At 56.5% G+C, this 12,101-nt stretch carries 11 protein-coding genes; 4 read left to right on the forward strand and 7 right to left on the reverse strand.

All coding sequences use genetic code 11. The features are described from left to right. The first annotated feature begins 27 nt into the window (after positions 1–27). Positions 28–738, forward strand: coding sequence for an AzlC family ABC transporter permease (locus L1065_RS06395; RefSeq protein ID WP_237094643.1), 711 nt, complete (start codon positions 28–30; stop codon positions 736–738). Then, the gene (locus tag L1065_RS06400; protein ID WP_237094644.1) at positions 735–1,064 is read left to right on the forward strand and encodes an AzlD domain-containing protein; all 330 of its coding nucleotides are present in this window, start codon (positions 735–737) and stop codon (positions 1,062–1,064) included. Before L1065_RS06395 ends, L1065_RS06400 begins: the two co-directional genes overlap by 4 nt. Here L1065_RS06400 and L1065_RS06405 read toward each other — a convergent pair. From L1065_RS06405 to L1065_RS06420, 4 genes are all read right to left on the reverse strand, one after another. Beyond that, positions 1,053–1,670 carry a hypothetical protein gene (locus tag L1065_RS06405; protein WP_237094645.1) on the reverse strand — a complete coding sequence of 206 codons (618 nt, stop codon included), beginning with the start codon at positions 1,668–1,670 and terminating at the stop codon, positions 1,053–1,055. The two genes, L1065_RS06400 and L1065_RS06405, sit on opposite strands and share 12 nt — an antisense overlap. A 4-nt stretch (positions 1,671–1,674) precedes the next feature. After that, positions 1,675–1,809: an aa3-type cytochrome c oxidase subunit IV gene (locus L1065_RS06410; protein WP_237094646.1), complete on the reverse strand. Its 135-nt coding sequence runs from the start codon at positions 1,807–1,809 to the stop codon at positions 1,675–1,677. A 120-nt stretch (positions 1,810–1,929) separates the two neighbouring features. After that, positions 1,930–2,958, reverse strand: a complete 1,029-nt coding sequence (locus L1065_RS06415; protein WP_237094647.1) for an MBL fold metallo-hydrolase — start codon at positions 2,956–2,958, stop codon at positions 1,930–1,932. Between the two features lie 9 nt (positions 2,959–2,967). Further along, positions 2,968–4,668, reverse strand: a complete 1,701-nt coding sequence (locus tag L1065_RS06420; RefSeq protein ID WP_237094648.1) for an acyl-CoA dehydrogenase — start codon at positions 4,666–4,668, stop codon at positions 2,968–2,970. Between the two features lie 125 nt (positions 4,669–4,793). On the opposite strand from L1065_RS06420, the gene L1065_RS06425 reads away from it, so the two are divergent. Further along, complete coding sequence (locus L1065_RS06425; RefSeq protein WP_237094649.1) at positions 4,794–5,711, forward strand: L-threonylcarbamoyladenylate synthase; 918 nt, start codon at positions 4,794–4,796, stop codon at positions 5,709–5,711. On the opposite strand, the gene L1065_RS06430 is transcribed toward L1065_RS06425, so the two are convergent. Then, positions 5,708–6,274 (reverse strand): YqgE/AlgH family protein, encoded by a 567-nt coding sequence (locus tag L1065_RS06430; protein WP_237094650.1) that lies wholly within the window; start codon positions 6,272–6,274, stop codon positions 5,708–5,710. The two genes, L1065_RS06425 and L1065_RS06430, sit on opposite strands and share 4 nt — an antisense overlap. A 174-nt stretch (positions 6,275–6,448) precedes the next feature. Here L1065_RS06430 and L1065_RS06435 point away from each other — a divergent pair, with 174 nt between their 5' ends. After that, positions 6,449–7,192: a protein-disulfide reductase DsbD domain-containing protein gene (locus L1065_RS06435; protein ID WP_237094651.1), complete on the forward strand. Its 744-nt coding sequence runs from the start codon at positions 6,449–6,451 to the stop codon at positions 7,190–7,192. On the opposite strand, the gene L1065_RS06440 is transcribed toward L1065_RS06435, so the two are convergent. Both L1065_RS06440 and L1065_RS06445 read right to left on the reverse strand, forming a co-directional pair. Next, positions 7,189–10,566: an efflux RND transporter permease subunit gene (locus L1065_RS06440; protein ID WP_237094652.1), complete on the reverse strand. Its 3,378-nt coding sequence runs from the start codon at positions 10,564–10,566 to the stop codon at positions 7,189–7,191. The two genes, L1065_RS06435 and L1065_RS06440, sit on opposite strands and share 4 nt — an antisense overlap. After that, complete coding sequence (locus tag L1065_RS06445) at positions 10,566–12,020, reverse strand: efflux RND transporter periplasmic adaptor subunit (RefSeq protein ID WP_237094653.1); 1,455 nt, start codon at positions 12,018–12,020, stop codon at positions 10,566–10,568. Before L1065_RS06445 ends, L1065_RS06440 begins: the two co-directional genes overlap by 1 nt. Positions 12,021–12,101: the final 81 nt, after the last annotated feature.

Below are 12,101 nucleotides of genomic sequence, written 5' to 3' on the forward strand. Positions count from 1 at the left end.
TCTCGATCAATCTAGGATGACAACGCGATGTCCACCACTGCAAAATCAGCCTTTTGGCAAGGTGTTCGGGATGGCTTCCCATTCATGCTGGTTGTTGCCCCCTTTGGGCTTTTGTTTGGCGTTGTCGGCTCGGAAGCAGGGCTTAGCCTGCTGGAGGTCATGAGCTTTTCTGTGCTGGTGATCGCGGGCTCTGCGCAGTTCACGGCCGTCCAACTTATGATAGAAGAAGCGCCCACCATCATTGTTGTCTTGACCGCGCTGGCCGTGAATCTGCGCATGGCGATGTATTCGGCCAGTCTTGCGCCCCATCTGGGCCGCGCACCGATCTGGCAACGCGCCGTTATTGCCTATTTCATGGTCGACCAAACATATGCATTAAGCCAGACAAAATACGACGAAAACCCAAGCTGGCCTATCAGCACCAAGGTATCTTATTTCATAGGTGCGATGGCGCCCGTTTGCCCGTTTTGGTATATTGCCACGCTCTTGGGGGCGGTGATCGGCAGCGCAATCCCACCCGAATACGCGTTGGATTTTGCCATCCCGATCACCTTCCTTGCTCTTGTTGCGCCTGCGCTGCGCACCCTTCCCCATGTGATCGCCGCCTTTGTCTCGGGGGTCATGGCGCTGGTTTTCATCGGATTGCCCTTTAGTCTGAACATCATCGTTGCAGCGATCATTGCGATGCTTGTCGGGGCGCAGGCAGAGGTATTTTTGAGCAAAAGGACATCCACATGATCCCCGATGGAACACCAATCTGGCCTGTCATCATCCTTTTGGGGATCGGGACCTTCTTTTTCCGGTTTTCTTTTCTGGCCTTGGTGGGCGAGCGCGAGTTGCCAGAATGGGTTTTGCGGCATCTGCGTTACACTGCTGTTGCGGTCATGCCTGCGCTGATCACGCCGCTGGTTTTCTTTCCGCCAGCCACGAACGGAGAGCTGGACCCGGCACGCTTGGCGGCTGCCGCGGTCACTTTGGGTGTGGGCGTCACCACCAAAAACGTGCTTTGGGCCGTTATCAGTGGTGCGGCTACCCTATACGGTTTGCTGTGGTTATTGGGCTAGCGCCTCTGGGCGGTAGTTGGCCAGCGCCACACCTTTATCACCGTCGTCATCTTCAAAGAATTTTTCGGTTTTTACACCTTCCAGATCCGCAAACTGGTTCATCAGATTTTTGGGGAAAGGGGTCGGGCGAATGCCTTCAAAACCTGGCAACTGACGCAATATAGCGGATGTGGATTGCGCGCAGGCGGCTTTTGGCACAGCCCCGTTCGCCATCACAAGACGCAGCGCTGCCTCGGCCACCTCGGGCGACACGTCAATCGTCTGCTCTACAACATGAAACGTGATACGTGCATGCGCACCCACATAGAGCCGTTTGATCGTCGGCGTGACCCCAAATATCACATCATTTCGCTCTGGAATGGTTTCATGCGCAAAGCTGCCGGCAGGATCAAACAACACGCGCTGCGAGCCGTTCACCATCAAGGCCGTATGCGCCCCGCTGCCAGAGCGGTTGTTGATGACTGTAAAAAGGGTTAGCGCAGATGGACCATTATGAACATAGGCTTTTTGTGCCACCAGTTCATCAGGTGCCCAGACAGCATCGCCTTGCCCACACCCCAGTAGAGCCAAGGACAAAAGGCACAAAAGACCCAATCTGCGCAGCACGGTTTTAGCCGTTTACCATCGCCAGAAAAACAAGCGCGACCAAAATGATAATCACCGAATAGGTCGTAAATTTCACAAAGCCTGCAAATGTTTTTTCTTGCTCTTTGGTGTCCATCTTGCCGTGTTCGTGGTTATCCATGTCGCGTTTCCCTTGGCTACGAGTTTTATTCCCTGCATGGCGATACCGCAGAAAGGTGCGCATTTCCAGTTACAAAACGGCGCAGCTCGGCATCACGCGACGCAACAATCGCACCGGCGCTCAACAGGCTTCGAACAGCCAGGCACCATCATCGGATTTATGTCGTGTCGCCCGCCCTTCGTGCCACAGGTGCAGGCAGTGGGCCATTGCCTCGACAAGCGCCAGGCCATATTCACCTTCGCCGATTGTGCGTTTGAACAACGGTGCAAAACACTGCCCTGCGGATTTGGGCGCATCCAAATGATTGTGCAAACGGCGTAGCGCCCCGTGGTGGTTTTCAATCAACTGGCGCATGCGCGTCGGTAGCCCCGTAAAGGGCAACTTGTGCCCGCCCAGAACAAAATGGTCATCACGTGCATATGCGGCCAAGCGCTCACACGCCTCAAGCCATTCAGCCACAGGGTCGGCCTCGGGCTCAGTTGCGTAGACACCGATGTTCGAACTGATCGATGGAATAATCTGATCGCCAGACAAAACCAAATTGTCATCTGCGCTCCAGAAGGTGGCATGTTCAGGTGAATGGCCGTTCCCGATACGGATGTCCCATGTGCGTCCACCGATTGTGATCTGGTCGCCTTCCTTGATCCGCTTATACCCAAGCGGCATCGGTGCGACGCAATCCGCAAAATTGAAGGGCCGTTCTTGTGCGCGCTTGGCCAATATTGCTGGATCCATTCCCGCAGACCGCCAGTAGGACAAGGTTTCAGACGTGGGGCGGTCATGTGCATCCAAGGTCAGCATGCGTGAAAACAGCCATGTTGTGCGGGTACAAACCAAGGCGGCATCATGTTCTGACTGGAACCAACCCGCCAACCCGACATGATCAGGGTGATGGTGTGTTACGATCACGCGGCCAATGCGCTTTCCTGCCAATGGCCCATCCATCAGCATGCGCCAAATGGCACGGCTGCGTTTGGTGTCGAACCCTGTATCGACGATGGTCCACGCATCGCCGTCGTCCAATGCGTAGACATTCACATGATCCAGCGCCATCGGCAGTGGCAAGCGCATCCACAAGACACCATCGGCAATGGGTATCGCCTCCCCTTCACAGGGCGCATCGGGAAAAGGATAGCGTAGCGGTTCCATTGGGTTGGCTTACGCCACCAAATCCTCGGTGGAAAGGGCATAGAGATCAGCCGCGCCTTCGCGTGCATGCGCCAAAAGCCCCGTATGTTCTGGCAAAAGCCTTTTGATGTAGAATGTTGCCAAGTGCAGTCGCGACGGATCGGCAATTGCCGCTTTCAAATGGAAATGCGCACCAAGAACGCGGGCAAAGCCGCGCAAGTAAGGAACAGCCCCTGCAAAGCGGTCATTGTAGTCTTTTTGCCCAACCATCCACTCAGTTGTTTCGCGTAGTGTTTCAGCCGCTGACCAAACCGCGTTGGCCAGATCAGCATGATCCTCCCGCGCTTGTTCCGCCAATTCTTCAATTTCGTAAAGCAGGGCCGAAGCGGCATCCCCGCCATCCATAAGTTTACGCGCCACCAAATCCATTGCCTGGATACCGTTGGTGCCTTCATAAATCGCGGCAACACGCACATCGCGGCTGTATTGCGCAGCACCTGTTTCCTCGATGAAGCCCATACCACCATGGATTTGGACACCCGTGCTTGCCGCTTCTATGCCCACATCCGTGCCAAAGGCCTTGGCAATCGGGGTCAAAAACGCAGCCCTTGCGGCCCAATCCTGCTCGCCCGTTGCATGCGCCATATCAATCGCAACCGCACAGGCCATCGAGATCGCACGCGCCGCAAATAAATCCGCCTTCATACTGGCCAGCATCCGACGCACATCTGCATGCTCAACAATTGTTCCCGTGCCGCCAACGCGCCCCTGTTTGCGGTCCATCGCGTAACCAAGCGCATGTTGATAGGCGCCTTCGGCAACACCCGTGCCCTGCACGGCAACGCCAAGTCGGGCGTTGTTCATCATCGTAAACATCGCGGCCATTCCTGCGTGCGGCTCGCCTACTAGCCAACCCGTTGCGCCGTCGTATTGCATCACGGCGGTCGGTGATCCATGCAGCCCCATTTTGTGTTCAAGGCTCACAACCTTCAGACTATTGGCAACACCTGCATTGCCCGCGTCATCAGGCAGATGCTTGGGAACCATAAAGAGGCTAATGCCTTTTGTGCCTTCAACCCCATCAGGCAAACGGGCCAGAACCAGATGGCAGATGTTTTCCGCCATGTCATGGTCGCCGTAGCTGATGTAAATCTTTTGCCCCGAAATCGCATAGGTGCCGTCGCCATTGGGTTCTGCTTTGCTGCGCAACGCGCCAACATCGCTGCCCGCCTGCGGCTCTGTCAGGTTCATTGTTCCCGACCACTCACCAGATATCAGCTTGGGCAGATAAAGCGCTTTAATCTCGTCGCTTGCATGATGCTCAAGCGCTTCAATTTGGCCTTGGGTCATCAACGGGTTGAGCTGTAGCGAAAGACAGGCGCTTGCCATCATCTCATTGACGGCCGTTGCCACAGTGATCGGCAAACCCATCCCCCCCGCTTTGGCGCTTGCAGTGATGCCCATCCATCCGCCTTCGGCCAATGCCGCATAAGCTTCCTTGAACCCCGGCGATGTGCGCACCACACCGTTTTCCAATTTGGCAGGATGGATATCGCCAACACGCTGCAAGGGCGCCAGGATATCTTCACACAGTTTGCCTGCCTCGGTTAAGATAGCCTCTGTCAAAGCGCCATCAGCTTCCGAAAAAAGGGGGGTTTTACGCACCTGATCCAAGCCAACAACCTGATCGAAAATGAACTGATATTCTGAAACAGGGGCACGGTATGGCATGGGAAACCTCAATCTTGTTCAAAGGGGCGGCGCACTTGGCAAACAAAGGCGGCATCGCTAAAGCACGTTGTGACGACAAACCTATCTTGCGTGCCTATCCGATCAACCAAAACGCGGCGTCATAAATGCAAACCACCTTGATCACCGACCCCAAAAGCGCGGGCATATTACTGGCCAAGGGGGCTCTTGTCGGTTTTGCCACGGAAACTGTGTATGGATTAGGGGCAGACGCGCGAAATGATACGGCCGTTGCACGCATTTTCGAAGCCAAAGGGCGGCCCACATTCAATCCGCTTATTGTGCATGTGCCTGATTTGGAAGCCGCGCAGACCCTTGTTGCCTTCAACGAAACCGCGTTGGAACTGGCGCGGCACTTTTGGCCCGGGCCCCTCACGCTGGTCCTTCCCTTAACGGACAAAAGCCTTTCGCCGCTTGTCACAGCGGGGCTTCCCACGCTTGCCATTCGCGTGCCCGCTCATGCCCAAGCACAAGCGGTTTTGCGGGCGGCGGGCACCCCCATTGCTGCCCCCTCTGCCAACCCGTCTGGCCGCATCAGCCCAACGACATCAGCCCACGTGATGGATGGGCTATCGGGGAGGGTCGATGCTGTGCTTGAGGGCGGCGCCTGCGTGGTGGGCCTTGAAAGTACGATCATCGGTTTTGAGCCCGCCCCCGTCTTGCTGCGTCAAGGGGGGCTGTCGCAAGACCGAATTGAACAAGCAATCGGCCCTTTGAAGTCCGACACGACCCCCGCAGCGGTGCAGGCGCCCGGTCAGCTTGCCTCGCATTATGCACCGCAACGTGCGGTCAGGCTGAACGCCCAGGCGCCCGAGAAAGATGAGGTGTTTTTGGGCTTTGGTCCGATGACAAGCAATTTGAATTTGTCGGAGAGCGCAGACTTGGTAGAGGCCGCAGCCAATCTCTTCGGCCACCTGCATCAACTGGATGCTCTCGATCGGCCCATCGCGGTTGCGCCGATCCCCGAAATTGGCTTGGGCCGCGCGATCAATGATCGGTTGCGCCGTGCCGCAGCACCCCGTTAAGCGCGCCCGGCATCTGCCGACAACATCAGCGGATCAATCCCAAGCCCTTTGATCGCATCCACCCATTTTTTGGACGCATCGGTGCGGAATACCAAATCTGGGTCAGCTTGTGCCGTCAGCCAGCCATTCATCGCGATCTCTTGTTCAAGCTGACCCGCCCCCCATCCTGCATACCCCATCGCCATCAAGGTCTGTTTGGGGCCAATGCCAAGCGCAATGTCTTCAAGGACATCAATGGTGGCCGTCATCCCGATGCCTTTGGCAATCTGCAGCGTGCTATCGTTTTGCTGGTAATCTGCGGAGTGAAGAACAAATCCGCGCCCATGGTCGACAGGACCACCAAAATGCACCCGAATGTCACGCACCTCGGCGCTTGGGGTAATGTTCAAATGCTTAAGAAGTCCTGCAAACGTCAGATCAGCACTGGGTTTATTCACAATCAGACCCATCGCACCATCATCGCTATGCGCACATAGGTAAATGACCGAATGCTCAAACCGCGGATCGCCCATGCCGGGCATCGCAATAAGAAGCTGTCCTGTCAAATCTGCCATATTACTCATACGTCTAAGATGGCCCCGCCCCTGACGTCTGGCAAGTGGCATAGCCGCCACGCTCACCATGTCTTGCCGTATTCGTGATTTCCACATGGCTGTGAATTGCTTAAACCTAGCGGAATGTTGCGCAACCTTTCCTTGCCCGCCGCGCTGTTAGCGCTTTGCCTTCCATCGAATGGGATGGCTGATCCTGCACGTGATGCAGTTGCCTTGGATATTTTAGGCGGCTGGCGCACCGACGACGGAACACATATCGCTGGCGTCAGGCTCACTTTGGCGGACGGGTGGAAAACATATTGGCGCAGCCCTGGTGATGCAGGTATCCCGCCCTCCTTTTCCTGGACCGGAACCCGCAATGTGGAAGCCGTGCATTTCCACTGGCCCGTCCCCGAGGTGCATGACCAAAACGGCATGCGCACCTTGGGCTATGCGGGCCAAGTCGTGATCCCGATTGAAGTTGTGCCCGATGCCGACGGGCAAATGCGGCTGAAAGGCAAAGTCCAGATCGGTGTCTGCAAAGATATTTGCGTGCCCAAAACCCTGCGGTTCAACGCCCTTTTGCCAGAAACAGGTGCACCTGATGGGCAGATCGCAGCGGCACTGATCAACCAGCCCTTGTCAGCCAAAGATGCCAATATGACAGGCATCACATGCAAGATCGCAGCTGTCGAAGATGGCATCCGACTTCATGCAGAGATTTCCATGCCTGCCCTCGGGCGGGACGAGCTTGCGGTGATCGAAGTTCCCCAAGCACACCTTTGGGTGTCCGAAGCGGATGTGGTCAGGTCAGGCAACACTCTGACAGCCAGCGTTGATATCCTCAGCCCAACAGGCGGCTATGTCGCGTTGGATCGTAGCGAATTGATCTTCACGGTAATGGCAGGCGGCCAAGCGGTAGAAGCCAAAGGATGCACAGGCCGCTAGGCTGTTTGCGACACACCTTTACGCGATATCCAAAGCGCTGAAGCCGCAAACACCAGCAACGCTGCAACAATCGTAAACGCTGCAAACCAGCCAAAGGCCAATCCAAGCCCCATTTCGGCGCCCCAGACGGTCGCCCCCGTAAATCCGACAGACCCCATCGTTGCCAAAAGCGCAACGCCACTCAGCCCGAGCAGAACCACATTTGCCCCCTTCACCGCCGCCGCTGACTGCGGTGCGCGCAAGGCACGTTTGCTGGCGGTGCGCAGGCGTTCGATATCGGTTTGCATCGCCACCAATGCAGGCACGACAAGCAACACAAGGATCATCCCAAATCCCAGACCGTAAACCAGTGTAATCACTGTGGGTTTAAGGAATTGCGCCTGACTGCTTTGCTCATACAAAAGCGGCGAAAGCCCGAGGACCGTTGTCAAAGTCGTCAACAAAACAGGGCGTAAACGATCGCAGGCGCCATCAATAATCGCAGGGATGATCCCGCGATCTTTTGCATAATCATCAATCGTCGTGACCAACACAATGCTGTCGTTGATAACGATGCCCACCATGCCGATGAGGCCCACAACCGTAAACATACTCAGCGGCACATCCCAAACCCAATGGCCGTAAATGGTGCCAACCAAACCAAATGGAATAATCGCCATCACCACCACGGGACGTGTCCAGCTTCCAAAAACCCATGCCAACGTCAGGAAAATTCCCAAAAGGCTTAGCATCAATCCGACCCGCGCATCGTTCAGGAATTCATCTTCATCCTGCGATTGGCCAGAGAACACAAAGGCCACTTGCTGTTCGCTTTCGATGCGCGGCAAAATATCGTCTTCAAGCAGCGCAAGGATTTCATTGGCACGCGCCGCGTCTTCCTGATTCAATTCGCCCGTAACGCTGATCAGCTGGATACCATTCTCGCGATTGACCGATGCAAAGCCTGTGCGCCGTTCCACCCTGACAATATCAGCCAGAGGCACATATTGCCCCGCGTCCGAGCGCACCAGCATTTCGCTCAGAAAATCCGACGTCAGGCTGCCCTCTTCCAATTCCACACGGATGGCCGCACTTCGCGGCCCCACAGGGAATGTCGCCGCCTCAATCCCGTTCAACCTGTTGCGCAGCACGCGTCCCAGATCGTCGATATTGAAACCGAGCGCCTGGCCCTTGGCCGTCAGCTCCAAGATCAGCTCTTCTTTGTCGTATGCCAGATTGTCTTCGATGGCGGACACTTCGGAAAACTGTGCAAGCGCCTCTTTCAACGCGTTACTTGCTTCTTTCAACGTATCGGCATCTGCACCGTAAAACTGCACCTCAAGCCCGTCTCCTTGGGGGCCGCTGCCCCAACTGCGAAAGCTGATGTTTTCAAGACGCGGATGACGCGCAACCTGATCTTGCAACTCTGACACGAACGTGCGGCTGGAATATCCTGGTCGCTCATCGGCTTCGATCAACTCGATGCTGACCCCACCAAGCTGGTCGGCGTCCTTGTTTTCGGTTCCCGACATGCCCCGCCCCGCGTTGCCGCCGACCTCGCCCATGACAAATGCAACCGGGTTTACACCGATGCGACCTTCCACATCGGCGGCCAAAACCTCAACGGCCTCGGTCATCAGCTCCATCTGTTCGATCGTGTCTTGGCGTGTGGCCCCATCGACCATAACAAAATTACCGGTCACAGAGCCCCGCTCAGGCGCGTTGAAAAAGCGCCACTGAACATCACCGCTGATAAACAACGTAGACGACAAAGCCAGCAGTGCCAGCACAGCAGCAAACACAGGATACCGCGCAACGATGACCCACCCCATAAGCGGGCGGAAGATGTTTTCCTTCACCCAGTTGAACCCACGGTTCACAACACGACTGGGCAGGTCATACCAGTGTTCTTTGTCCGTATGCTTCAACGCGCCTGCCATGTGATGCGGCAAGATCAAGAAACATTCGACCAAAGAGGCCAGCAGAACCACAATCACCGTAAAGGGAATATCGCTGATCAAATCGCCAAACCGCCCCCCGATTGCGACCAGCCCAAAAAAGGCGATCACCGTTGTCACGGTTGCACTAAACACCGGGCTTGCCATGCGCTTGGCCGCCGTTTCCGCGGCGCGCACAGGATCTTCGCCAAGCTTGCGGGCGCGGAAATCAGCGTGTTCTCCCACAACAATCGCATCGTCAACGACGATCCCGAGAGTAATAATTAATGCAAACAGGCTGATCATATTGATTGTCAAACCCGCCAGATACATCAGCGCCATAGCTGTGAACATCGCAACAGGAATACCCGCGGCAACCCAAAAAGCTGTCCGCGCATTCAAGAACAAAAACAACAGCAAAACGACCAACCCAAGCCCCATCAGACCGTTGTCGATCAGGATATTCAGGCGTCCACTGATTGCCTCGGCCCGTGTACGGATCAGTTGCACCTCAACGCCTTGGGGCAGAGACAGCTCAAGCTCGTCCGCAACCTTTTGCACCTTGGCTTGGATATCAATCGCATCACCTTGATCCGAACGGTCGATGCGGATGGACAACGCAGGCGCACCTTCCACGAAATAAGCGCGGTTGCGATCAATCCCATCGACACGAATACGCGCAACATCACCGACCGTCAGATTTGCGCCATCCGTGCCAGAGCGCAAAATTATCCCCGCAATCGCATCTGCATCGCGTTTGGCAACGCCCGTGCGCACACGGCTTGTGCCACCGACATCGCCCGCAGGGTCTGTATCCACCTCTGCGCCCACGGCACGTGCGATTTCGGCCATACTCACGTCATTGCGGATCAGGCTTTCCTGGCTCACCTCAACCACCGTGTTCGGGGCCGCCACGCCGCGGATGGTTGCACGCGTCACACCTTCGGCAAATAGGCGTGTGACAAATTCATCGGCAAACCGCCCAAGCTGTTCAACACCCACAGGCCCTGAAATCACAACATCTGTGACGCGGTCACGCCATGCGCCGCGCCGCACATTCGGCTCCTCGGCTTCTTCGGGCAATGTATTAACACCGTCTACAACGACTTGCACATCATCGGCCGCGCGTGCCATGTCCCACCCGGGGTCAAAATCCAGTTGGATCGACGCGCGCCCCTCCCGAGAACTTGCAGAAGAGGCCGCAACGCCTTCGACACTCAGCAATGCAGGCTCCAAGACCTGCACAATCGCTGCGTCGACATCCTCAGCGCCTGCGCCTTCCCAAGTCACTGAAACGGTGACATTGTCCACCACGACATCAGGGAAAAACTGCGCCCGCATCTGCGGGATCACCGCAAGTCCCACCGCAAGCAGAACCACCAACAGCAGATTGGCCGCTGTGGGATGGCGGGTGAAGTAGGAAAGAATACCGCCTGCGGAATTGGGCAATGCGCGCATCAGCTGCCCATCCGCTGTTCAATACGCGTGATAATACGCGCGGGCACTTTTTCATTTTGCAGCTCAGACAGAATTCGTGCGCGCGCCTCTTCAGGCATGCGCGTGTTTCCTTCGACAAAAGCGATTAGTTTCGCGCGACGCTCGTCGCTCAGCTCAACCATATCCGAGACCTCGACATCGCGGCCTTCGGGGCGAAGCGCACGCACTTTGATCCCTGCCCCCAAAACGGGCGAACGCGCAGCGACAACCTCTCGGCCCCGAAGCTGAGGTGCGCTGACGATCACATCATCCTGCTGGCGGCGCAAAACCGTTGTCTGGGCGACTTCCAAACGCTCTTCTTCGCCCAAAACCAGAACCTCGCCTGCTGCATTGACCGCAGCGGATGGCAGCAGCACCACATTCTCAAGGGGTTTTTCATCAATCGACACGCGCACAAAATCACCAGGCTTCAAACCGCGCGATGTATCCAGCGACGCAAAAATCAAACGGCCGGTTTGACCTTCCGCAACACTCGCACTCTCGCGCAAAATGCGCCCTTGCGACGTCAGATCAAACCCCAGAACCTCCAGTGTCACCGTCACAGGTGCGTCCAGCAAGCTACCTGCATCATCCAAAAGGCGGGCGTATTGCGAGGTGCTCAGACGAAAGGCCACCTCCAGTTGATCAGGGTCAACCAGCCGACCCAAAGCTTCGCCTTGGCTGGCACGGTCGCCCGTCACCACACTTACCTCTGCAAGCGTGCCGTCAAACTCTGCAATAATGCGCGTTTCTTCCAGATCACGTTGCGCATCGGCCAAGTTGATGGACTGGCGCGACAATCGCGTTTGGGCCAGATCAATGCGCGCTTGTGCATTAGCCACCGCCTGCCTGCGCGAGATCACCGCCTGACGTGCAGCCGCAGCCGCAAGTTCGGCCGTTTCCACCGCCGCTTCCGTGCCAACACCGCGGCGCTGCAAATCGCGTTGACGCTGCAAGGCCCGTTCTCTCAAATCGGCCTGGGCCTGGGCCCCTGCCAAATCATCTTCGGCCAAACCCAAGGCTTGGTTTGCATCGCGCAGCTCTGCTTGTGCCTCGGTCACATCCGCCTGCGCCCGCGATACAGTGGATTGCGCGTCCGCAGGGTCCAGTTCGATCAGAACATCGCCCTCGCGCACGCGCCCGCCTTCGGTAAAATTGGGATGCAACGCAACCACCTCACCCGATACAGCAGGGCGCAACTCAAGCGTGCGGCGGCTTTCGATCTGACCGAAAACAGTCATCTGCGGTGCAAGGGTCTGCGGCTCGAATGCAATCACATTCACAGCAAACACCCGCTCACGTGCGGGTCTGGCAAATGGTTCTTGGTTGGCGCGTTCCTGCACAGCATCACGGACTTGAAAGGCGCCAAACGCCAAAAGCCCTGTCGTCAGGGCCAAAAGAACAACGCCCAATAGGCTGCGGCTCAAAAATCGCAAATCTCAAATCCTTTTTAACGCGCTGGTCTAAAGATAGGGCCAAAACGAGACGTTCCAAACCCTTAACGGTGCAACAACGCG

The sequence above is a fragment of the Nereida sp. MMG025 genome (genome assembly GCF_021654165.1).
Lineage (GTDB): Bacteria > Pseudomonadota > Alphaproteobacteria > Rhodobacterales > Rhodobacteraceae > Nereida.

Bases quoted from the DNA above. Each gene is read 5' to 3' on its own strand.
- L1065_RS06395 (WP_237094643.1), top strand. From the start codon at position 28: ATGTCCACCACTGCAAAATCAGCCTTTTGGCAAGGTGTTCGGGATGGC.
- L1065_RS06400 (WP_237094644.1), top strand. From the start codon at position 735: ATGATCCCCGATGGAACACCAATCTGGCCTGTCATCATCCTTTTGGGG.
- L1065_RS06410 (WP_237094646.1), bottom strand. From the start codon at position 1,809: ATGGATAACCACGAACACGGCAAGATGGACACCAAAGAGCAAGAAAAA.
- L1065_RS06415 (WP_237094647.1), bottom strand. From the start codon at position 2,958: ATGGAACCGCTACGCTATCCTTTTCCCGATGCGCCCTGTGAAGGGGAG.
- L1065_RS06420 (WP_237094648.1), bottom strand. From the start codon at position 4,668: ATGCCATACCGTGCCCCTGTTTCAGAATATCAGTTCATTTTCGATCAG.
- L1065_RS06425 (WP_237094649.1), top strand. From the start codon at position 4,794: ATGCAAACCACCTTGATCACCGACCCCAAAAGCGCGGGCATATTACTG.
- L1065_RS06430 (WP_237094650.1), bottom strand. From the start codon at position 6,274: ATGAGTAATATGGCAGATTTGACAGGACAGCTTCTTATTGCGATGCCC.
- L1065_RS06435 (WP_237094651.1), top strand. From the start codon at position 6,449: ATGGCTGATCCTGCACGTGATGCAGTTGCCTTGGATATTTTAGGCGGC.
- L1065_RS06440 (WP_237094652.1), bottom strand. From the start codon at position 10,566: ATGCGCGCATTGCCCAATTCCGCAGGCGGTATTCTTTCCTACTTCACC.